This window comes from Gemmatimonadota bacterium, assembly GCA_022560615.1.
Taxonomy (GTDB): Bacteria; Gemmatimonadota; Gemmatimonadetes; order Longimicrobiales; family Gaopeijiaceae; genus UBA1138.
Map to the genome: position 1 here is coordinate 53,317 of JADFSR010000006.1, position 21,650 is coordinate 74,966.

The following is a 21,650-nucleotide window of genomic DNA, read 5'->3' on the forward strand; positions in this document are numbered from 1 at the left end:
GCTTATTGCAACTCCGAAAACGGGAACGGAGACAAGATGAAGCGACAGTATGGCCGCCGTGTCACGCTCGGCCAAGATCTGGGCGCGGTCGAGCGCGCAGCCGGACCACGATGACCAGACCGTTCCTTCGGCTGATCGGCGCCCTGCTAATCATCGACGCGCTGTTCCTGGGACCGTACTGGGTACTGACCGGTAATGCGGCCGCCTCTTGGATTGCGTTGGAGGCGTCACTGGCCGTGGGTGTGTTCGCCTTGCTGCCCCGCGCGCGCTGGAGCACGGCGATCGCGGGCCTTGTTGCCGTGCTGACGGTCGCCCTGAGCTTGCTGGTCTTTGCCGACGAAGCGGCCCGTCAGATCCTTGGACGGCCCCTTAACCTCTACTTGGATGTGAGGCTGTCGGGTGCAGTGGTCAACCTGCTCGAGGGAGCGCTAGGTGGGCTGACGGCGGCGCTCATCTTCCTCGGCGGGCTGGTTGGTGCCGCGCTGGTCATTTGGTTGCTGACGACGCTTCTGTCACCGATCGACATTCAGAAGGGCCGAAGGCCGCGGAAGATCGCGGGGTTGGTGCTCGTCGCGTTCGCGAGCCTGGGAATCGTGGGCGTGGGGTTCCCGGCGCACTCCTCGAGGACGTCGATGCCGGGGATCTGGGTGGCACGCGATCAGGTGCGCCACTTCGTCAGGATGCTCGGCGAACGAGATCGGTTCGAGACCGAGATGGAGGCCGCGCCAGCAAGCTATTCGGAGCGACCAGGCCTACTGGCGGCGCTCGAGGGGCGTGACGTCATACTGGCCTTTCTCGAGTCTTATGGAGTCTCGGCGTTGGATGACCCGCGCTATTCCTCGGTGGTTCTACCGGGCTTGCAGCGGTTGCACGAGCGGGTGACTCGGGCGGGCCTGCACATCGCGACGGGCACACTGGTCGCGCCCAGCCAGGGCGGGCAATCGTGGCTTGGCCACATGACCGTGCTGAGCGGTCTATGGGTGGACAACCAGCTTCGGTACGACGTGCTATTGGCCAGCGGCCGAGAGACGCTGATCGACGACTTTCGACGTGCCGGCCACCGCACGGTCACGCTCATGCCGGCCACCACGATGGCGTGGCCTGAGGGGGAACGCTTCGGCTACGACCAGATCTTCGCGTTCGACGACATGAACTATGGGGGCCCGCCTTTGAACTGGGTCACCATGCCGGACCAGTTCACTTGGTCTTTTTTGGAGGAGCACGTTCGCCGTTCGGGCGACCCTCGGGCCCTATTCGCCGAAGTTGGATTGATCAGCAGTCACGCGCCCTGGACACCGATCCTGCCCGTCCTGGAAGATTGGGAGGCTATTGGGGATGGATCGGTCTTCGCGCGCTTCGAGAACACCGGCGAGAGCCCCGCAGAGCTGTGGCAGGACTACGACCGCGTCCGGGAGCAGTACGCGCTTTCCCTCGGCTACGCGCTGGAGGTGATGGGAGCCTATGCAGAGCGTTACGTAGACGACCGGACCCTGCTCATCGTGCTCGGCGATCACCAGCCGGCTCCGCTCATCACCGGGGAAGATGTGAGCCGGGCGGTCCCGGTCCATGTGATCAGTGGAGATGAGACACTGGTCAGGCCGTTCGTCGACTGGGGGTTCAAGCCTGGGGTCTTACCGGATCCAGGCGTGCCGTCACGAGGCATGGACGCCTTTCGGAGCTGGTTCGTCGGAGCGTTCAGTGTTCCTGAAACCGAGGAGAGCAGGCGCTCGACCGCCGCCGGGTCGTAGATTTGCAAGGTATCGACCAAGGAACGATCGGAGCGACTGGCCTGTTTGCCGCACGTTACGGGGCTCTCCAACGTGACGCGTGCCTGCGTCCCTCGCCGGCGGTCGCCACCATCGGATTCTTCTTGCTTCGATTCGAATCAGCCGATTCGCTGACCCGTGGAGGGAAAGGGTCATCTTGATCCTAGGAACTTGCCGTCCACATGAGGGCGGCCGGCGGAGGGACTCAACTCACTACGCACTTCCGCCGGCATGGCCGGGTGCCTAATCCGCCGAGACGCGCTGCGAGATCATGTCCATCAGCCAGTGGCCCGAGCGGTCTGCCTTGGCCTGTACGTAACGCAGGTTGTGCCGGTTGATTTCGCCGTAGAGGGGAGTGCGCTCGGCGACTTCGATGCCGCTCTCCTCCAACGCCTTCACCTTGTCGGGGTTGTTGGTGAGGAGCTCGACACGCGTGATCTCGAGGTGGCGCAGAATCGCCACTGCCGCGTCGTAGTGCCGCTCGTCGGCGCCGAAGCCGAGCACGCCGTCGGCGTCGACGGTGTCCAAACCATTATCCTGGAGGTTGTAGGCGCGGATCTTGTTGCCCAGTCCGATGCCGCGGCCCTCCTGCGCTAGGTACACCAGCACGCCTCCGCCCCGATTCTTGAAGTGGCGGAGGCTCCCGCGGAGCTGCTCACCGCAGTCACAGCGCAGGCTGCCGAACAAGTCGCCTGTGATGCAGGCCGAGTGGACACGCACCGGCACCGGATCGGGCCAGTCTGTTCGAGGGCCGATCAGAACCGCCACGTGCTCCAGGAAACCCCCGCCTTCGCGAAAGAATACGAAGCGGGAGTCCTCGGCGTCGGCCAACGGAACCAGTGCCGCAGCCACGCTGGTGACCTCGATCCCGGACCGGGCCACGGCGCCCTCGACCTCCTCATTCGAGACGTCCAGAATCGTCCCGTCCTCGATCCAGCGCATGAGCGCCGGGGAGCCGGGATCCACCTCCACGCTCACGACGGCCGGAAGGAGACGTCCGAATCGGGTGAGCGCCAATCCTGCCGATTCGGTAGGGGTCGCCGGACGTGCGTCGAAGCGGCGCAGGGGCTCCGACTGATCGGCTATCGGCTCCGTCGCGAGTCTCATGATCGTCTGGGGCGTCTCGCCCCGGCCGAGTCCAATGCTGAGGTTCGACTCGCCCTCGTGCGCGTCAATGCCCATCGCTCGACCACGATGATGTGTAACCACCAGCCGAAGCGGCGTGCCCAGGGCACGGAGCTGCTCCAGCCGGTCCGGGGCGAGACCCTCGACCGCGGCGACCAGGGCGCACGCACTCCGGGCCTTATCGGTCACACGAAGAGCTCGCCCCTGCTTGAGCTCGAAGAGTCCTCTTTCCGCTTTGTGCGCCATTCGGTCAGGTGGTATCGTTGGGCCAGCGTGTGCTCCGAAACGAGCCTCGTGGGTGGGCGAGCCGCTCCACGGTTCGCCCCGAAAGCCTGCTCCGAGGCCGTCGACCGAATGATGCGCCTGTGGGTCTCCGGCTGCTGAGGGTGTTCATTAAGATGATCAGGCTGGTCTCTGGGTGGGTGCTTGTCAATGGGCTGCTCCCATCTTTTCCACTGGTCGGTCGTGCTCCTCCTGCTGGTGCAGATCCCGGGGGGGATGGCGATGATCGCGCCCGGCCTCGGGCAGGGGTCGATCGACCGGCTCTTCGTCCTGCACAAGGGGCTCGGCGTGGTGCTGCTCGTGGTCGCGGTGGTTCGAGTGCTGTGGCGGCTGACCCACCGGCCGCCACCGATGTCGGAGGCCATCCCGGAGATGGAGCGACGCATCGCGGCCGTGGCGCATGGCGCCACCTATGCGGGCCTGGTCGTGGTCGCGGGGCGCGGGTACGTGCGCGTCGTCGGGGAGGGCTTCCCCATCGAGCTGATGGACGCGCTCCGGCTGCCGACGATGCTTCCTCTGATGCCCGAGGTCGCGTCGCTGGCGTCCCTCGTGCATCGGTTCTCGACCTTTTTGCTGGTGGCCCTCGTGGCGATTCACGTGGCACAGGTGCTGCGCCACCACCTCGTGGTTCCGGACGGAACGCTGGCGCGGATGTGGCCGCCGCTGGGAGGGCGGAAGCACCAACTCGACATCGAAACCAAGCCCCAAGGAGAGACCGATAGTGCGGCGCCGCATTGACCGGTGGCTCGGCCTTGTCCGCTCGCTGATCATCTACTGGCGGCCGGGCCGGCAGCGCGGGCTTCGGCGGCTATACCGCCCCTTCGTCGGGGAGGGGGATTTGGCCTTCGACGTGGGAGCGCACCTGGGCGACCGCACGGCGGCGTTCCGGAAGCTGGGCGCGCGGGTGGTGGCTCTGGAGCCCCAGCCCGCGGTGCGCCGTTGGCTCGTGCTGCTGGTGGGGCGCAGCCGGGACGTCTCGGTTCGGGCGGAGGCGGTGGGGCGCGCGGTCGGCACCGCCCGCTTGGCCCTGAGCCACCGCACGCCGACCATGTCCTCCCTGGCCGAGGACTGGCCTAACGCCTTGGCCGAACGAAATCCCGTCTTCGGCGGCGTGCGCTGGGACGACTCGATTACGGTGCCGGTAACGACGCTGGACGCGTTGATCGAGCAGTATGGCCTCCCTCGCTTCTGCAAGATCGACGTGGAGGGGTACGAAGCCGAGGTGCTGGCGGGCCTGAGTCACCGTATCCCGGCGCTCTCGGTCGAGTTCGTGGTAGGCGCTCTGGACGTCGCCGAGGCGTGCGTGCGCAGGCTCGAAGCGCTAGGTGCGTACGAGTTCAACGTGGTCGAAGGAGAGGAGAGGAATTTCGTGTCGAAGCGGTGGCTCACGGCCGATGAGATGGTCGCCTGGCTTAGAGACGGCGCGGGAAGTAGATCTTCGGGAGACGTCTACGCCCGTCTAGGGTCCGACGAAGACGCCGCGGGGGACGGTGAGTCCGAGGGGGGCGCTGCGGGCTCGAACGAAGGCTCGAACGAACGCTCGATCGATGGCTGACGGGGCAGTCCGGTGGTGGCAGACGCTGACGACGGTGGACGCCGGGGCGATCGAGCTGAGCGATCCGGTCGTCGTCCTGCCCGTCGCCGCGATCGAGCAGCATGGACCTCACCTGCCCCTCTCCACTGATCTCGAGATCGGTCTCGGCTTGCTCTCTCAGGCCTTCGGGCGGCTGCCAGACGACTTTCCAGCCTGGGCTCTGCCGCCGCAAGCGATCGGCTGCAGCCGGGAGCACGCCCACTTTCCGGGCACGCTCTCCCTCGAGCCTGAGCAGCTCTCCGCTCTGATCGAGGGGACCGGCGAGGCGCTCGCCCGGACGGGGGTCCGGCGGCTCGTGCTGAGCAACAGCCACGGCGGGAACCGGCGCGCGCTGGAGACAGCCGGGCTCCGACTTCGCGACGAGCTGGGGATGCTGGTCGTGCATGCGAGCTGGTTCCGTTTTCCCAGGCCGGATGACGTGGACCTCCCGGAGGAGGAGTGGCTTCATGGCATCCACGGCGGGGCGGTGGAGACGGCGATGATGATGCATCTCCGGCCGGATCTGGTGCGCACCTCCCAAGCTGCTCGGGCCCGCTCCCTCGGCGAGGAGCTGGGGCAGACGCTACGCCGGGTGTCTCCGGAGGGTGCGGCCTCGTTCTCCTGGCTCGCCGGCGATCTCCACCCCGACGGTGCGGTCGGGGACGCGACCCTGGCCGACGCCGATCTGGGGGCGCGCTTCGTGTCGCACTACGGGGCAGTCCTGGCGGAGGTGATCGAAGACGCCAGGGCATTCCCCCTGGATCGGCTTGGCGACCGGCTGGAGGACCGGCCGGTGGAGGACGCCCCGTGAGCGGATCCCTGAAGGCGGTGGGTCGGTTTGGCTGAGGTCGCCGCCTCGCTTGACGAAGACGCCGCCTGGGCGCTGGTGCGCGCCGCCGTTCCGCGCGCGGTCCTCGATCCCGGGCCTCGTCGCGTGGCCCATCCCACGCGCCCGGGGCTCTGGCTGGAGCTGGGCGACTCCGGAGGCTGGGAGGCGTCGGTCCCACCCACGCCGGCTGCTCGAGATCTGCTCGACCTCTATCTGCCGCTCACCCGCGGGCCCGACCTCGTCATCGGGCAGCTCGGCCAGAGCCTCGACGGCCGCATCGCGACGGTGAGCGGGAGGTCCCACTACATCACCGGTCCGGAGGACATCCGCCGCCTCCACCGACTTCGTGCTCTGGTCGACGCCGTGATTCTGGGGGCCGAAACCGTGGCGCAGGATGATCCGCAGCTCACGGTGCGGGAGGTGGAGGGCGAGAATCCGGCCCGGGTGATACTCGATCCGGACGGTCGCCTCGCACAGGACTGCCGGGTCTTTTCGGACCGGGCGGCCCGGACGCTCGTGGTGCGGCGCGCCACGGCTCCTACGAGCGCCGCCCGCACGCCGGGGGTTGGTGCGTCCACAGCGGGCGAGGTGCCGCCGGGGGATGGTCCCCGATCCCCGGAAGTCCTCACCCTTCCCGCCTCCGGCCCCATGGGCTTCGACAGGGGGGGCTTCGAGCCGGGGGCCGTGCTGGAAGCGCTCCGTGCCCGAGGGCTTCGGCGGGTGCTGGTGGAGGGAGGAGGGGTCACCGTGTCGAGGTTCCTCGAGGCCGGGCTCCTCGACCGACTCCACGTGACCGTCGCGCCTATCTTGATCGGCTCGGGCCGTCCGGGGATCACCCTACCGCCGATTGAGACCCTGGACCAGGCGGTGCGGCCTCGGTGCCGTCACGTACCCCTGGGAGACGACCTCCTCTTCGATCTCGACCTGAGCTAAGCAGGACGAGCGCTCCCGGAAGGCTCGAGAGCAGCACCAGGATCCCGTACGCGGCCGAGATCGCCACGCCGTCCACCGGCGTGAGCCCCACAGCACCCCAGAGGGCCGCGGCGGTGGCCTCGCGCACCCCCCACCCCGCGACCGTCACAGGGATCAGCATGCTGAGCAACACGGGAGCGACCAGGGGCAGGAGCGTCCACAGCGGGGTGCTCACCCCCACCGCGCGTGCGGCCACGACGTAGGTCGCGAGAAAGGTGCCCACGATCAGGGTGGAGCTGAGGAGCTGCGCGGGTAGGGCATCGCGCGCGAGAAGCGCGATGTGGACGTCGCGCCCGAGGGTGGCCAGGGGACCGGCGCGTGGTCGCCGGCGGAGGGCGAGAAAAGCCGCCAGCGCGGCGAAGCCTACTCCGCAGACGGCGAGCGTCAGTGTCAGGGGCACCGCGCTGAACGCAAACGGCAGGCTCGCCAGGGAGAGCGCGGCGATCCCGCCCATCACCACCTGCCCCGAAGTGCGCTCCAGGATCACGGCCAGGGCTGCGGGCCCGATGCGGCGCTCCGGTCCCGAGCGTCCGTGGCGCCACGCGCGCGAGACATCCCCCATGACGCCGCCGGGAAGAACCTGATTGAGGAAGGTCGCGAGGTAGTACTCCCGCAACGCGGCGCCGAAGGGAAGGTCCAGCCCGAGCCGGCGCGCCGTGAATCGCCACCGGAAGGCGAGGAGCACGATCTGCGGCAAGGAGATCGCGACAGCCACGAGCGCCCAGCGCGGATCGAACCCGGCGAGGCGGTCGAGGAGCGCTCCTGCGTCCAGCCACCAGGCCAGCAGGGCCAGAAGGGCGAGGCTCACCCCCGTGCGGACGAGACCGGGGATCACGGAGCGTCTGGCCTCGGGGGGAGAGCCAACAGGTCAACGTGTCCTACCTCGAGGCGGAACCGCTGGGCGGCTGTGGCGCGGCGGCGCGCGGCCCAATCCCGGATAAGCGGCGCGTCCGCAGGGCGCTGCTCGGCCGCGGCGGCCACCCACCCGTCGATCAGCGCGCGCGCCAGCGAAGCGTCGGCGGGGCCCAGGTGCCAGGGGCTCGGGCGGAGCCGAGTGTCGTATCCGGCCGAGCGAAACGCGAGCTCCGCCGCCGGCCCGGCCGCCGGTCCGAGCGCCGGCCCCATCCCTTTGTCTCGGAGCTGATGGCTCCGCATCGCGTCGGCGACGAGAGCGTCGTCGGGGTCGGGGTCACCACCCCAGGTCATCGTGCCGTCCCATGTGAGTGTAAGCAGCGCTGCGTTCCCAGCCGCCCGGCACGTCGCGGCGAGCCGCTCCAGCCACTCGTGGGTCACCAGGTCCAGCAACGCGGATGCCGTCACGAGGTCGGCCCTGGCGACGAGCTCCAAGCCTTCTCGGTCCAGCTCGCCGAGGACGCGCTCCACCCGAGCCACCCCGGGGACGGCGACGGCCGCGCCGGTCGCCCCGTCCAGCGCAGCGGCGTCCCTGTCCACCAAAGTCCACTCCTGCTCACCCGGAAGCCGGGGCGCGAGGTAGCGGAGGTTGGACGCGGTGCCGCTGCCCAGATCGAGCACACGCTGGCTCGGACGGGACCCAAACCACTCGGCGAGGGAGGTCACGAGATCGGCGGCGCGGGAGCGGTGATCCACCGGCTCGCGCAGGGCCAGCCAGTCGAGGGTGGCCTCACCCACCCGGAGAGAGCTCCCGAACGGCGCGCTCGAAGGCCAGTGCCGCGTCGCCCCAGGTGGGGAGGGAGCGGCCGTGGCGGAGCGATCCCTCCGCGAGCCCGGCCCGCCGTGCGGCCCCCTCCGGACCCGAAAGCAACTCTTGCAGCGCGGCCGCCAGGGCCCGCTCGTCCCCGGGGGGCACGAGCACGCCGGCCTCGCTTGGCACGGTGTCCGGAACCGCTCCTCCGCGTGTGCTCAAGACCGGGAGCCCGCGGGCGAGGGCCTCGGCCAGCGCCATGCCGTAGCTCTCGAAGTGGGTGGCAAGCACAAAGAGCGAAGCGGAGTGATAGTGCGTGTCGAGCTCTGGGGAGCCGAGCTCGCCGAGGAAGTCGATCCGGTCCTCCACACCCAGCGTTCGCGCCAGCTCCATCACCGAGTCGGCGAATTCGGGCGTGTTCGTCAGGCTCCCCGCGCACAGACAGCTCCAGGGGAGGGCGCGGATGCGGGCGAGCGCGCGAACCAGCACGTCCTGCCCCTTTCCGGGGCTCACCGAGCCCACGCACAGCAGGCGGGGAGGCTCGCCGGGCCCCGGGCCCACGGCAGCCGGAGCCGGGTCCGTCCCGGGCAGTACGACGCGGACGCGGGAAGCCGTGACGCCGTACGCCCCGAGCCGTCGCGCGGTGAAGGCGCTCGTCACGACGGCCCCGGCGCACTGCGCCAGAGACTCGCGCTCCAAGCGGGCGAGGCGCGCGCGCTCGGCCTCCTCCAACCCCGTCTCGTCGGCAAGGGGAAGGTGAATGAGGGCGGTCAGCCGCAGGCGGTCTCGGTGCGCCCGGAGAGGCTCGGGAAGTGGGCTCATGGCGAGACCGTCCAGGACCACCCTGGCGCCTTGGGGGATCCCCTCGAGCGTGCGGGCGAGGCTGGCCTCCGCGACCGCGTCGCCTTCGGGAAATCTGCCCTCGAGGGCGTGCGCGATCACCCTCCAGCCCAGCGCAATCAGGCCCTCGACGATGCGCGCGTCGTAGAGGTAGCCGCCGGTCCGCTGGTCCAGCGGCCCCGGCGCGATCAGATGGAGCTCCCGCGGGGTCAAACCGACCCTTCGAAGGACGCCCAGGCCACGTGCGACTCGTGAAGCGTCACGGTCAGTCGCTGGAGGCCCCGCGCTCCATCCCCGAGGCGGCCGCCCCGGATCGCTACCACGAGCCGGTCGAAGATGGTGCGCGCCAGGAACTCGGTCGTCGTGTTCTGCCCCGTGAATGCGGCCTCTTCGTCCAGGTTCCGGAAGTCGAGCTCCCCGAGGACCGCCTTCAGGGTCGTGGTGGCGAGCCCGATGTCGACGACCAGGCCGTCGGCGTCGAGCTCCTCGCGCCGGAAGGTGGCGTCGACCACGTAGGTGGCTCCGTGGAGCCGCTGGGCCGGCCCGAATACCTCGCCCTGGAAGCTGTGGGCGATCATGAAGTGATCGCGAACGTTCAGGCTGTAGATAGTGCTGTCTCCAAGCGGCTCCAAGGCCGTAGTCAGGGTCGGGGGTAGCGGATGCGGTGACACAGGGCCCCCTGCCCGTCCGCGGCGAGGCGGCCCATCACCTCCGGGAGCGTCTCGAAATCGCTCTCTCCCGAGATGAGGAGGTCGAGCCGCTCGTCGCCGAGCAGGTCGAGCGCGACGCCGAGCCGGCGGGAGTGGTCCCAGCGCGGAGCCCGGTCCGCGGGGATGCGGCCCACCTGGCTGCTCCGGAGGGTGAGCCGGCGGGAGTGGAAAGCCTCTCCCAGGGGGAGCGGAACGGACCGGGTGCCGTACCAGCTCAGCTCGACCACCATGGCCTCGACGCCCGCCGCCGACAGGGCGGTTGCGAGCCCCTGCGGGCTTCCGCTCGCGTGGAAGACGAAATCGGCGTCCACTCCGGCCGGGGCGACATCGGCGAATTCCAGCCCCAGACCCCGGGCCACGCCCTCTCGAGACGGGTCGATATCCACCAGGCTCACGTGAGTCGCGGGTATCTGCCGGCACAGCCACGCGACGAGGAGCCCCACGACCCCGCCGCCGATCACGACGATCCGGTCGCCAGCCGACGGTCGCGCGTCCCACACCGCGTTGAGGGCGGTTTCCATGTTCGCGCCGAGCACGGCGCGCTCGGGGGGCAGGCCGTCGGGCAGGACGCGCACGGCCCGGGCCGGCACCAGGTAGAGGTCCTGGTGGGGGTGGAGGCAGAAGACGTGCCGCCCGACGAGCGAGGGCTCGGGCTGGTCCGGCGCCTCCAGTACCTCGCCCACGCTGCTGTACCCGTATTTTACGGGTCCGGGGAAGTCGCCCTCCTGGAACGGCGCTCGCATCACCTGGTGCTGGGACGGCGGCACCTCGCCCCGAAAGACCAGCGCTTCCGTGCCTCGGCTGATGCCGGAGTAGAGGGCGCGCACGAGCACCTGGTCCGGCTCCCGGGGCCCGAGCGGCGACGTGACGATCTCTCCGTGGCCCGGAGTGCGGATCCAGAACTGGCGAGCGGTTCTCGGCACGAGCGTTCTGGTTCCTCCCCAGATAGCCAATTTAGTTAATGTCGGTCCCATGAGTCGGACCACTCGGACACGTCCACCTCCCGCTTCCAGGGAGAGACCCTCGTCGCCGTTGGGCGATGTGGCGTTGGGGCTGCTACCCCTCCTGGCCGTATCCCTCGCAACTTGCCGGATGCTCGACCTTCCGACCAGCCACGTGCTTCTGGCCGTCGCACCGTACGCCGCGCTGGGCGCCCTACTGCTCGCGAAGCTGCCACCCTCCCACCCCGGCCCCGGCCTCGGGCCCGGCAACCGGTTGACGCTGGCCCGCGCCACGCTCGTGCTGCCTGTTGTGGCGCTGGCTCTCTCGCCAGGCGTGTTCACGGGAGAGGGCTACTGGTGGATCGTGGGGCTGTCCACTATCGCACTGGTGCTGGACGCGCTCGACGGACCCCTCGCGCGGCGAACCGGCACGGAGAGCGCGTTCGGGGCCCGCTTCGACATGGAGCTGGACGCATTTCTGCTCCTGGCGCTGTCCGTGTTGCTCTGGCGGAGCGGGACGGTGGGATCCTGGGTCCTGCTCGTCGGTGGGCTGCGGTACTTTTTCGTGCTCGGGGGGCTGCTGTGGCCGCCACTCCGTGGGGCGCTGCCGCCCAGCCGGCGGGGGAAGGTGGTTTGCGCAGTCCAGGGGATCGTGCTGGTGATCTGCCTGGCCCCGGTGACCCGGCCGGTGCCGGCCACGGCGCTCGCGGCCTCGGCGCTGCTCCTCCTCCTCTACTCGTTCGTGGTCGACACCTGGTGGCTGGCGCGGAGCGCCGGGTCCGCGGAGGGATAGGCTCCGCCGTGGGGTCACTCGTTGGACCGATCCGCCTGCGTCAGCGCCAGAACAGCGAACCCCGTGGCCGCGTCGGCCATGAAGCGCCCCCCGTCAGATTCCGGATCTCTCTCTTTGTTGAGGGAGGAAGCGGGCCACCGGCCGCTGATCGGGTCCTGGTGTTGGACCAACCAGGCGAGGGCCGCGCTCATGTCTTCCTGAGCGGGCGACACGCCCGCCTGTTGGAGGACGAAGGCGATGAGGCCAGTCGCATATCCATCGCTCCCGGGATCGGCCGAGAAGCCATCCCGCCCTCCCCACTGCCCGAGGGAAGTGAGGCTCCAGCCCCCGTCGCTCGTCTGCAGGCTCATGACGTCACGGATGATGGACTGCTGTTCATCTGAGGTGAGTAGCCCCGAGAGTTCGGTCGAAGCCCACAAGAGCATGACTCGATCAAACGGTGGGCGGCTTTCGGCATCCTGCCGGAGATACGCCACGAGCAACGCCAATCGCTCCTGGATTTCGGTCGAGGTCGCGTAGTTGTCCGGTGCGACTCCGACCGCGACGGCTGCGAGCGCGGCTCCGTAGTAGGCCGCTCCGTCCGATTCCCAGGGAGCTAGATTGAAGTACAGCCAAGCCCAGGCCCCGGCCCCCTCTCCTCGAGTGAACTGAAGCTTCCAAAGATTCTCGAACGCCTGTCGTGTGTCGTTGCTCAGGTGTCCGTCGTACGCGTCATGGCTGGCCAGAATGATCGCGTTCAGGATGGCTTCGGTCCCTCTCGACTCACTGGTCTTGGGAAGGCCCGCTGTCTGATCCGGGTAGAACGCTTCTACTTCGTTCCACAACGCCACCCGCTTCCTGACGCCCTCCAGAAGGTGGGCCTCGGGAATAGTCGGAGCGGTCTCCCCCAACGCTTTGCGCAGCGCGGGGCGAGCCAGCGCGTAGGGGAGCGTCGTATGACACGAGACGCAGGACGTACCGTGGTCGCGCGCCGCGCGCGGCCAACTCATCCACCAGGCCTGTCGTCCGTCCAAGTATTCGGCGGCTGCCGCCCGACCCCACTCAGTCGACCGAGCGGGCGCTGTCTGCGACTCGGCCGGGGAAGGTCCGAGCATGAGGCACAGTCCCACCACCCACGCAACGGCTGGCGGCGGTCCGGCGACGGACCGGCAGTTGGTCACCATAGCTCCGTCACCGTCCCTTCGGGAGATCGAGCGCCGGGTTCCTCTCGAAGAACCCGACGGGCTTCAGTTCGAAAGTGTGCCAGACGACGGGCATGATCGGCCAGTCCTCCGGCCTGGGGATGTGGTGGAAGCCAACGGTGTACCATGCGACGAGATCCGTGTTCACGATCGGCCGATCCTGCTTCGTCCACGATGGTAGGCCTTGGCCGGGTGTGTGTGCCGTCGGATAGTCTCCGGCCGCGAAAAGCTCGTCGGGCTCAAACGGAGTAACCCAAAGGGTGTGCTCGGTGAACCCGGCCCGTCGCCGAATGAAGTCGTCTTCCGAAAGCAACGTCACGGCCTGGTGGCCCCCTGTAATCTCGTACCCTACCGGGTCACCGTATGGGCCGGGCTGATCGAGATTCACGATCCGCCACACCTCGGGCTCGTCGATCGTGCTCCTTCGCTTCGCTTTGGCCTCGGTGGGCGCGATCTCGGTCTCGTAGTTCCACAAGCTCGTTCGCGGGCTGCCGTGGGGCATGCGCTCCGTGACTAGCCGATCGACCGCCAGCGCATTGCTCTGGCCGTCGACGTCGAGGTCGAGGCGGAAGGAGAAGAAGTGGCTGTGGTTGACGCCCACCAGATTCGGCGCGATGAAGCGACCGTGCAGATCTTCGCGGGGAGCGCCCGTCCGCTCCGCGTTGGCGCGCGCTTCCGTCGCGTCAGCCGCGCGCACTGCACGCGTCTGATCCATGCCCGTAGCACCGACGCGAATCTGCAGCGTCCCGTCCTGCATGAAGACGTAGTCGAAGAGGTAGTCGTAGTTGCCCGCCGTCATGAACATGCGCAGGACCAGATCTCGACGGGGACGCGAATCGACTACCCTGTTCTCTTCACGGGAGTGGCGCCAAGCCGGATCACCAGTCACGCGTTCGAAGAGGCAAGCGGCCCGCGCACGTTGGATCGGTTGCCCGGATTCCGAGCTCACAACCGCATCGAAGTAGGTGGCGTAGTCCGGGCAGTCCCCACCCGGCTCGAGCGTGCTCGCCACTCCGCCGAAGACGTTCGCGTAGCTCCCGAGATCGAAGTAGGCCTGGTAGTTCCAGCGCTCCTGGGGACTCGAGTAGGGGACGAAGAGCTCGGAGATCGACGCCTGGTAAAGCACCATGCGCTCGGTGCCGTCTTCGACCCAGCGCACGAGCGACGGGATGAGGCCGCGCCGCGGATCGATCCTGAAGTGGAAGCGCCAGTTCTGCCAGCTAACCGACTGACCGTGCAGCTTGAAGGACGGGCCCCCGGGCTGCACGACCTCGATGGGCGGCCCAATGTCGCGGACGGGTCCGATCACGTCTTGCCCGTACTCGCCAGCGTCCCGGGCGAGCGGGATCGCATCCCCGTCGATCACGCGGAGGACCCTCTTGTTCGTGAGGTCGACGACACCGACCAGGCCCTCAAACGTGGAGCCGCCCGAACTGAAGCGACCCCGACCTTCCGAACACTGCGCGCGAACCACGCGGTTCCCGCGCTCCTCGGGAAGATCGAAGTACCCCTCATTGGCTCCCCAGCACTCGATGTGCCGGAAGTCGGTCACGCCGCGACGCTGAAGCGCTGCTCGCACGTCAGGGTGACCGAGCATGAGCTCGGCGACCGCGTCATCATCACCGGAGTGCCACATGTAGTTCTGACCGGGCGCATCACTCCAGTCCAGGATGCGGCGCGCCTGTAGATCGAGCACGGCGTCGTAGCCCGCGCCGCTCTGGATCAGGTGTACCGAGGCTTCCCGTCTGAAGGACTGTCCCGGCCGCCAGCTCAGCACCTCCGACTTGGGCGGCTCGTGCAGCCCCACGTAAGCGATCACCATCGTGGAATCCGTGCGCGGCGACGCCGCGAGGATCTCGTAGGCGGTCCAGTGCTCGGCCGGAGTCAGGTGGTCCAGCGGATGCAGCGGCTCGGTCATCGGCACCTGGGCACCGACGGATGGGACGGTGGCGAGGACAGCGAGAAGAGCTGTAAGGCGAAAGATGGCCATGGGTCCTCCAGGGCGGGAGGGAATTCCGCTATTCGGCAGCCTGGTTGTCTTCGATGGGGGGCGCAACGTAAAGGCAGGGGGCTTACGCTCAAGCGGAGCAAACCATATTGGTGTCCTCGGACCGCCAAGTCGCGCGCTACAGCCGGCGCCCTAGTCCTTAGCCCTATCCTAGTCGCTCGCGCCGAGTCGACGCAGGACCGTAGCGATCTCGGGGCGGGTGCCCCTGAGCCCGTTCGTGCCTTGGATCGTCTGAGGAGTCTCGGCCAACACCAAGGGCGTCTGGCCGCGTTGGTTCTCCGCGTTGATATCGGCGCCGCGCGCGGCCAGGAACGCCACCACCGAAGGGAAGTTCTTGCGCACCGCGTCGTGGAGCGCGGTGTTGCCCCTCCGGTCGGCCGCGTTGACGTCAACGCCGAGGTCGAGGATGATGCGCGCCAGCTTGAGCGTCACGCGCTCCTCGTCGGCCGCATCCGGAGGCGAATTCCCGATGCGGTCGCGTCGGCCCTCCAGGGACGAGCCCGGCATGCCCATCGCCGCCTGGAGCGTCGACGTGCCGTTTTGCGATACCACCAGCGGATCGGCTCCCTGTCGGGCGAGCGTGCGGACAATCTCGGGCTCGCCGTATTTCGCGGCCAGCCAGAACGCGGTCGTGCCGATCAGCTGATGGCGGATGCTGTAGTCCGCGCTGAACAACGCGATGACCCACCTCGGGATGCCGGACAGCTACCGAGTGGCGTGATCCCGGCTCGGGGGACGGGGGATCTGCCTACAGTTCGGAGCCATGCACCAAAGCCGTGAGCCTCTTCAAACGCCGAGACAGCGTGGTGTGATCGGGGACTGGGAGATCGACCTCGAGCATCTCTGCCAGACAACGTAGGAAGCCCTCGGTCTGGCGAAGCGGAAGATGGAAAACCATGCGGATCGTCAACGCGGCCTCGATCGCGATGTCCGCATAGGTACGCTGGCCGCCTGGTTTTGCCGCTGGGTGTCTCGCGCCAGGCCTCGAGCGCTTCATCCGAAAGCCAGACCGTGAGGTCGCCACGCTTCCGCAGGCCATCCTCGTACTCGGGCCAATTCCGGACGCGATACTGAGACTTCGCATGCTTGTACTGGCTTCGCTTCGGATACTTCATCGTTGGCGGCTCCGGGGGCGAGGGCGTCACGTCACTTTGAAGCTACAAGCGGGAGCCATGCACCAACGCCTACCATAAATCACGGACGCAGCCCCCTCGGGACGCTGCGCCCACCATACGTACGATCGTGACATATTCATACGTATACAGAATGCTGGGCTCCGCACAGGGAGCGCCTGGCCGTCAGCATGCTCGTCTCCGCGTCGCGAGCGCCTGGCTCTACTACCGCCAGCCGTGCGGGTCCGGACAGTTCTCAGTCCGGCGAGTGTCGGAGAGTTGCGTGACCTTCCAGCCGTCGGCGTCGCGGAGCAGCTCGATGGAGTTGATGCCACAGTGCCGAACGACGCCGTCCAGGTAGAAGGTGTAGGGCACCCATGCGGAAGCCATGTCGCCGTCCACATCGATGTCGACGTCGTACACCTGCTCGTCCCAGCGGCCCTCCGAGTCGCCGATCGCCTCGATCCAGCCGTCGACGGATTGGGAAGCGATGGCAGCCGGTCCGTTCCCGGTCGAGATCACCGCGAAGCGCGCGTCCGGGGCGAAGACCGCGCGCACCATCTCGGGGTTCGCGGTGTGCATGCCCGCGAACAGCCGCATGATCGCCTCCTCTACTGCCGCCTCGCCGTCCTGGGCGCCCAGCCCCGGCGCGAATCCGATGGCCGCCGCGAGCACAATGGCGGCGAATGTCGGGCCCTTGCTCATATCGCCACCCCCTCTTGTATCGTCTGAAGCCGAGTCGGCCCTCGTGGCCCCACAGCCGTCATGCGCTGCTACCCGATCAGCATGATCGGGATCAGCAGTGTGGCGAGCGTCGTGATGAGCACGATCGCCAAGATGTTGAGCACTATGCCGGCGCGGCTCATCTGCGGAATCGTGATGTAGCCTGACGCGAAGACGATCGCGTTCGGGGGAGTCGCGACTGGTAGCATGAATGCCATCGACGCGGCGAGCGCGGCGGTCGTCATGACGAGAAGAGGCTCCATTCCCAGTCCCATCGCGGCACCGGCCATGATCGGCATCGCCATAGTCACGGTCGCCGTGTTCGACGTGACTTCCGTGAGGAAGACGACCAGCGTCGCAACGACCGCGATGATCACGACTGTAGGTACCGTGTCCAGCGATCCGACGACACCACCGATCCAGGCCGCGAGGCCCGACTGATCCATCGCGCGTGCCAAGGAGAGTCCGCCACCGAACAGCACCAGCACACCCCAGGGGATGCGTTGGGCGGTACGCCAGTCCAGCGTGAACTCGCCCTTCCGCCAGTTCACGGGGAGTAAGAAGAGCACCGCGGCGGCGGTCATGGCGATCGTCGAGTCGCGGATGTTCGGCGAGATCGTCTGGAGCCCTGGGATCGTCACACCGCCGATCGTCTTTTCGGAGCGCATGACCCAGGCGAGGGCAGTCAGAACAAAGACGACCCCGGTCATCTTCTCGCCGCGGCTCATCGAGCCGAGTCCCTTGCGTTCGTTATCGATGATCGCCGCCGCGTCGCCCGAAAGCTCACCCGGCGGATACAGGAAGCGAGTGAGCAAGATCCAGGTCAGCGGGAGCATCACCGCGGTCAAAGGGAGCCCGACCCCCATCCACTCGACGAAGCCGATTTCTATGCCGAGGATCTCGTTCGCCGCTCCCGCGAGCACCGCGTTCGGCGGTGTGCCGATGAGCGTCGAGACGCCGCCGATCGATGCGGCGTACGCGACTCCCAGCATGAGCGCGATTCCGAACTGGTAGGGGCCCTCCTGGTCTTGTGGCCGGAACATTTCACCGACCGCGAGCGCTATGGGTAGCATCATCGCGGTCGTGGCGGTATTGCTGATCCACATGGAGAGAAACGCGGTCGCGAGCATGAAGCCGAGCACCAGGCGGTTCGGGCTGGTCCCCACGAACGCCATGATTCGGAGCGCGATGCGCTTGTGGAGCCCCCACTTCTCCATGGTGACCGCGAGGAAGAAGCCGCCCATGAACAGGAAGATGAGCTCGTTCGCGTAGGGGGTGCTCGCGTTCGACGCGTCGAGAACTCCGAGTATCGGGAAGAGCGCGAGTGGCAAGATCGCGGTGGCCGGAATCGGAATAGCCTCGGTCATCCACCAGATCGCCATCAGGATCGCGACCGCCGCGGTGCGCCAGCCTTCCACGCTCAGCGAGGCGGGCGCGGGCAGCAACAAGAGGATGAGGAATACCAGACCACCGCCGATCAGCCCGAGGCGCTGAGCCTGCCGGTAGCTGTCGGAGCCGGTGGTGTCGTCCAAGATGTGTCCGTCAAAGGAGGTCGTGAGGCGCTCCACGTACTCGGCGCCGAGTCTGGCGGAAGAGGCCGGCGGAAGCAACCGTATACCGCATGTGGAGTCCAACGAGCGACCAACGGCCATGAACGACCCCGAGCTGACCCCCCGAACGCCCGCCGACTCGGTTTCGGTCGTCTCCGAGCTGATGATGCCCCACCAGGTGAACAATCTGGGACACGTCTTCGGTGGCGTGGTTCTCTCCATGGTCGACCGCGCCGCCGCTGTCGCCGCGATGCGTCATTCTGGGCAACCCTCCGTCACCGTCTCGATCGACCGTGTCGACTTCAAGGAGCCGATCCACGCCGGCGAACTGGTAACGTGCACGGCGCAGGTGAACTTCGTCGGACGCACTTCGATGGAGATTGGTGTTCGAGTCGAAGCCGAGAACCTTCTCTCCCGCGTGAAGCGGCATACGACTAGCTGCCTGCTCACCTTCGTGGCGATCGACGACGACCACCGTCCATGTCGCGTGCCACCGCTCGACACCTCGGATCCCGAGGACGGCCGGCGGTACCGGGAGGGACAGAGGCGCCGCGAGGTTCGCGAGCAGTTGGATCGAGAACTCGAAGCGGAGAGGTAGGGCGCGCCGAGACTACCGCCGCTCCACGACCATTGCGAAGCCCATGCCCCCGGCTGCGCACACGGTGATCAGCCCGAACTCAACGTCGCGCCGTGCCATTTCGTTCAGGATCGTCACGGTGAGTCGGCCTCCGGTCGCCCCGAAGGGGTGCCCGATCGCTAGCGAGCCTCCCATCACGTTGATCACGTCGACGTCCGGGTGCCCCACGGCGTCGCTTCGGCCGAGCTCGTCCTGAGCGAACTGCTTCGAGGAGAGAGCCTGAAGGTTGGACAGCACCTGGGCGGCGAACGCCTCGTGCATCTCCATGAGGCCGATGTCTTTCATGGTGAGGCCCGCGCGGTCGAGCGCGAGCGGGGCCGCGTATGCGGGTCCTTGCAGTAGCTGGCCCGCGGGATCCAAGGCTGTCCACGCCCAACTGCGCACGTACCCCATCGGTTCGATGCCCTCGGCTGTTGCGAGCTCCGCGTTCATCAGTACCACCGCCGATGCCCCGTCGGTGAGCGGTGACGAATTGCCCGCGGTCACGGAGCCGTACCTCCGGTCGAAAGCGGGTCGAAGCTTGGCGAGCTTCTGGAGCGAAGAGTCGGTGCGGACCCCATTGTCCCGGTCGATGACCTTCTCGTACTCGGGTGGCACATACACCGGCGTGATCTCGGCCTTGAGCCGTCCGTCCTGTGTCCCGGCGGCGGCTAGCTCATGTGAGCGCAGTGCCCATGCGTCCTGGTCCTCCCGTGAGATCCCGTTCTCTTTCGCCATGCGTTCGGCGGACTCTCCCATCGTTTCGCCCGTGGTCGGCTCCGCGATCGCAGGCGTCACCGGGATGAGGTCCTTGGGTCGCACGGACGAGAACGGAGAAAGGCGCTGCCCGAGCGTCTTCCCCTTGGCAGCGACGACGAGCGCCTTCGAGAGCTTGTCACTCACCGTGATCGGGATGTGCGACAGCGACTCCGCCCCGCCGGCGACGACCACCTCGGCCTGACCGACTTCGATCAGTTGAGTCGCATCAGTGATCGCTTGGTTTGCAGAGGAGCAGGCCCGGGAGACCGTCACAGCGGGCACGGTCTTGGGGAGGACGGCGAGGCCGACTTCGCGCGCGATGTTCGGCGCCTGCGTGTCGTGCACGACTGTGCCGTAAACGAGTTGGTCGACGCGCTCGCCTCTCAACCCGCTGCGGCCGAGCACGTCTCGCACCGTGACCTTGCCGAGCTCGATGGCGGTGAGGTCGGCGAAAACGCTGCCCGAGCGGGCGAAGGGGGTGCGGCATCCGGCGATGATCGCGGTCTTCATGGGTGGCTCCTCATGGGGCGTTCTGCACTCCCTCCATCACCGCGGAAACCACGCATCACCGCGGAAACCACGCATCACCGCGGAAACCACGGCTCGCTGTAGCGGGTCCACATCGGGATAGAGACCATCCTCGTCGACCCCGCGGTTCTGCCGGTTCGTCAGGAGCACAAGCGCGAGGTCGTGCTCAGGCACAGCCAGCACCAGCGTGCCGGTGAAGCCTGTGTGGCTGAAGCTCGACGGCCCCACGTAGGCCCGGAGCTGCCAGCCGAGCGCCTGTCCTTGACCGGTCGATGTGAGGAATGTGTCGACGACTTGGGGGCTCAGGTATCGTCGGCCACCGTATTCGCCTCGGTTGATCAGCAGTTGCAGGAGCACTCTCAGCTCGCTCGCCGTCGAGAAGAGCCCTGCATGCCCCGCGGTCCCTCCGAAAGCGTAAAACGCGTTTGCGTCGTTGACCTCTCCGTTGAGCGTATACCGCCTCCAACCGTCCCAAGCATCGGCGTCGCCCGCGATGCGATATCCGAACGTGGAGTCGTGCACCATTCGGTGCTCGTAGGGGTTCCCGTGTGACGTGGAGGCGAAGCGTGAGCCGGCGCCGTCGCGCCCGGCACTGTCCAGCGGGCGAAACCCCGTCCGGTCCAGTCCGAGCGGTTCGTATATTCGCTCGCGTAGGAAGGCGTCGAGGGACGTGCCAGCCACCCGTTCCACGGCAAGCCCGAGCAACATGAAACCGAGGTCGGAGTAGTGGCGCCCCTCTCCCACTTCCCACGCCAAGGGTCGTGCCCGGATGTACTCGGATGCCTCGTCGCGGGTGCTCGTGTGATAGTAGGTGGGCAACCACTGGTAGAGCCCGGCGCGGTGCGTGAGCAGGTGCCGAAGCGTGACGTTCTCCTTCCCGCCCCCGCGGAAGTCCGGGAGGTAGCGGGACAGAGGTGCATCGACGTCCATGTCGCCACCGTCCACCATGAGCATGACGGCCAGCGTGGTCGCCATGACCTTGGTGACCGAGGCCAGGTCAAAGAGGGTCGATGGCGTCATGCGAACCGGGTCCGCCCGGCGCTGGATCTCGAGTGCCTTCGTGCCGTCGCCCGTCCACGCTCCGTACTGTCCGGTTCCGTAGTCGTAGAGTTGGCTCCACCCGTACGCCCGCTCGAGAACGACCGCGCCGTTTTGCGCCACGAGCAGCACGGCTCCCGGGATCCGGCCGGAGTCGACCCAGTCCGCGACCACGGAGTCGGCTGCCACGAGGTTCCACTCGGACGGAGATCCCCTGTCTGGCGCGCCTGCCGATGTCCATTGGGGACCTTGTGCCGCCACCAGGGATAACATGGCGAAGAGACCGAGGACCGATAGGAGCGGGAGCGCACGCATAGGCAGATGATATCGTGCCGACCATGTTCAGACACGTTGCTGCCACCGGATGCATAGCCGAGAGGGAGGTCTAGTTGGCGTTCTATCCGATCCACCGCGATGTGCCTATCGGGGAATACCTCTACCGCCATGAGGCCGAGTTTGCCGCGGGCTTCCTGGAGGACGCCGGAATCCCGTTTCGCCTCCAGACCGACGATGCCGGTGGGGCAGGTGCCTTCATGACCAGCGCTCGTCCGGCGCGCCTGTGGGTTCGGGCCGAGGACGTCGACAAGGCGCGTGATGTCCTCGAGATCGACGAACGGGGACACCGGAGAGCGTCGGAATAG

22 protein-coding genes are annotated in these 21,650 nt (G+C 67.6%); 8 read left to right on the forward strand and 14 right to left on the reverse strand.

Features of this window, described 5'->3' with window-relative positions:
• Positions 1 to 110: 110 nt before the first annotated feature.
• A complete protein-coding gene (locus tag IIB36_05580) occupies positions 111 to 1,748 on the forward strand; it encodes a hypothetical protein (protein MCH7531222.1) in 1,638 nt (545 codons plus the stop codon).
• A 261-nt stretch (positions 1,749 to 2,009) separates the two neighbouring features.
• Here the strand turns inward: IIB36_05580 and IIB36_05585 are convergent, their stop codons facing one another.
• On the reverse strand, positions 2,010 to 3,137 hold the full coding sequence (locus tag IIB36_05585; GenBank protein MCH7531223.1) for a GTP cyclohydrolase II: 1,128 nt from the start codon (positions 3,135 to 3,137) through the stop codon (positions 2,010 to 2,012).
• Between the two features lie 186 nt (positions 3,138 to 3,323).
• Here IIB36_05585 and IIB36_05590 point away from each other — a divergent pair, with 186 nt between their 5' ends.
• From IIB36_05590 to IIB36_05605, 4 genes are all read left to right on the forward strand, one after another.
• A complete protein-coding gene (locus tag IIB36_05590) occupies positions 3,324 to 3,911 on the forward strand; it encodes a cytochrome b/b6 domain-containing protein (GenBank protein MCH7531224.1) in 588 nt (195 codons plus the stop codon).
• A gap of 28 nt (positions 3,912 to 3,939) precedes the next feature.
• Positions 3,940 to 4,728, forward strand: a complete 789-nt coding sequence (locus IIB36_05595) for an FkbM family methyltransferase (protein MCH7531225.1) — start codon at positions 3,940 to 3,942, stop codon at positions 4,726 to 4,728.
• On the forward strand, positions 4,721 to 5,557 hold the full coding sequence (locus tag IIB36_05600; GenBank protein MCH7531226.1) for a creatininase family protein: 837 nt from the start codon (positions 4,721 to 4,723) through the stop codon (positions 5,555 to 5,557). Before IIB36_05595 ends, IIB36_05600 begins: the two co-directional genes overlap by 8 nt.
• Before the next feature lie 123 nt (positions 5,558 to 5,680).
• Entirely contained in the window at positions 5,681 to 6,508 is an 828-nt protein-coding gene (locus tag IIB36_05605; protein MCH7531227.1) for a dihydrofolate reductase family protein, read from the forward strand.
• Here IIB36_05605 and IIB36_05610 read toward each other — a convergent pair.
• From IIB36_05610 to IIB36_05630, 5 genes are read right to left on the reverse strand one after another with little or no spacing between them, the layout of a single operon-like run.
• Positions 6,408 to 7,382 (reverse strand): flippase-like domain-containing protein, encoded by a 975-nt coding sequence (locus IIB36_05610; GenBank protein ID MCH7531228.1) that lies wholly within the window; start codon positions 7,380 to 7,382, stop codon positions 6,408 to 6,410. The genes IIB36_05605 and IIB36_05610 overlap by 101 nt on opposite strands.
• Entirely contained in the window at positions 7,379 to 8,197 is an 819-nt protein-coding gene (locus tag IIB36_05615) for a class I SAM-dependent methyltransferase (protein ID MCH7531229.1), read from the reverse strand. The genes IIB36_05610 and IIB36_05615 overlap by 4 nt, the downstream gene beginning before the upstream one ends.
• Complete coding sequence (locus IIB36_05620; GenBank protein MCH7531230.1) at positions 8,190 to 9,263, reverse strand: glycosyltransferase family 4 protein; 1,074 nt, start codon at positions 9,261 to 9,263, stop codon at positions 8,190 to 8,192. Before IIB36_05620 ends, IIB36_05615 begins: the two co-directional genes overlap by 8 nt.
• Positions 9,260 to 9,658, reverse strand: a complete 399-nt coding sequence (locus IIB36_05625) for a 6-carboxytetrahydropterin synthase (GenBank protein ID MCH7531231.1) — start codon at positions 9,656 to 9,658, stop codon at positions 9,260 to 9,262. The genes IIB36_05620 and IIB36_05625 overlap by 4 nt, the downstream gene beginning before the upstream one ends.
• Before the next feature lie 32 nt (positions 9,659 to 9,690).
• Positions 9,691 to 10,683 (reverse strand): zinc-binding alcohol dehydrogenase, encoded by a 993-nt coding sequence (locus tag IIB36_05630; GenBank protein ID MCH7531232.1) that lies wholly within the window; start codon positions 10,681 to 10,683, stop codon positions 9,691 to 9,693.
• 49 nt (positions 10,684 to 10,732) lie between these two features.
• On the opposite strand from IIB36_05630, the gene IIB36_05635 reads away from it, so the two are divergent.
• Positions 10,733 to 11,494: a CDP-alcohol phosphatidyltransferase family protein gene (locus IIB36_05635; GenBank protein ID MCH7531233.1), complete on the forward strand. Its 762-nt coding sequence runs from the start codon at positions 10,733 to 10,735 to the stop codon at positions 11,492 to 11,494.
• A 14-nt stretch (positions 11,495 to 11,508) separates the two neighbouring features.
• On the opposite strand, the gene IIB36_05640 is transcribed toward IIB36_05635, so the two are convergent.
• From IIB36_05640 to IIB36_05665, 6 genes are all read right to left on the reverse strand, one after another.
• Entirely contained in the window at positions 11,509 to 11,685 is a 177-nt protein-coding gene (locus tag IIB36_05640) for a squalene--hopene cyclase (protein ID MCH7531234.1), read from the reverse strand.
• 979 nt (positions 11,686 to 12,664) lie between these two features.
• The gene (locus tag IIB36_05645; protein ID MCH7531235.1) at positions 12,665 to 14,665 is read right to left on the reverse strand and encodes a hypothetical protein; all 2,001 of its coding nucleotides are present in this window, start codon (positions 14,663 to 14,665) and stop codon (positions 12,665 to 12,667) included.
• 168 nt (positions 14,666 to 14,833) lie between these two features.
• Positions 14,834 to 15,358 carry an ankyrin repeat domain-containing protein gene (locus IIB36_05650; GenBank protein ID MCH7531236.1) on the reverse strand — a complete coding sequence of 175 codons (525 nt, stop codon included), beginning with the start codon at positions 15,356 to 15,358 and terminating at the stop codon, positions 14,834 to 14,836.
• Between the two features lie 73 nt (positions 15,359 to 15,431).
• On the reverse strand, positions 15,432 to 15,680 hold the full coding sequence (locus IIB36_05655; protein MCH7531237.1) for a transposase: 249 nt from the start codon (positions 15,678 to 15,680) through the stop codon (positions 15,432 to 15,434).
• A gap of 340 nt (positions 15,681 to 16,020) precedes the next feature.
• The gene (locus IIB36_05660) at positions 16,021 to 16,500 is read right to left on the reverse strand and encodes a nuclear transport factor 2 family protein (protein MCH7531238.1); all 480 of its coding nucleotides are present in this window, start codon (positions 16,498 to 16,500) and stop codon (positions 16,021 to 16,023) included.
• Positions 16,501 to 16,568: 68 nt separating this feature from the next.
• The gene (locus IIB36_05665; protein MCH7531239.1) at positions 16,569 to 18,170 is read right to left on the reverse strand and encodes a DASS family sodium-coupled anion symporter; all 1,602 of its coding nucleotides are present in this window, start codon (positions 18,168 to 18,170) and stop codon (positions 16,569 to 16,571) included.
• 61 nt (positions 18,171 to 18,231) lie between these two features.
• Between IIB36_05665 and IIB36_05670 the strand changes: the two genes are divergently transcribed.
• Positions 18,232 to 18,666 (forward strand): acyl-CoA thioesterase, encoded by a 435-nt coding sequence (locus IIB36_05670; protein ID MCH7531240.1) that lies wholly within the window; start codon positions 18,232 to 18,234, stop codon positions 18,664 to 18,666.
• 12 nt (positions 18,667 to 18,678) lie between these two features.
• On the opposite strand, the gene fadI is transcribed toward IIB36_05670, so the two are convergent.
• Together fadI and IIB36_05680 are read right to left on the reverse strand one after the other, a co-directional pair.
• Positions 18,679 to 19,953 (reverse strand): acetyl-CoA C-acyltransferase FadI, encoded by a 1,275-nt coding sequence (gene fadI, locus IIB36_05675; protein MCH7531241.1) that lies wholly within the window; start codon positions 19,951 to 19,953, stop codon positions 18,679 to 18,681.
• Between the two features lie 36 nt (positions 19,954 to 19,989).
• Entirely contained in the window at positions 19,990 to 21,198 is a 1,209-nt protein-coding gene (locus IIB36_05680; GenBank protein ID MCH7531242.1) for a serine hydrolase, read from the reverse strand.
• 200 nt (positions 21,199 to 21,398) lie between these two features.
• Here IIB36_05680 and IIB36_05685 point away from each other — a divergent pair, with 200 nt between their 5' ends.
• Positions 21,399 to 21,650, forward strand: a complete 252-nt coding sequence (locus IIB36_05685) for a DUF2007 domain-containing protein (protein ID MCH7531243.1) — start codon at positions 21,399 to 21,401, stop codon at positions 21,648 to 21,650.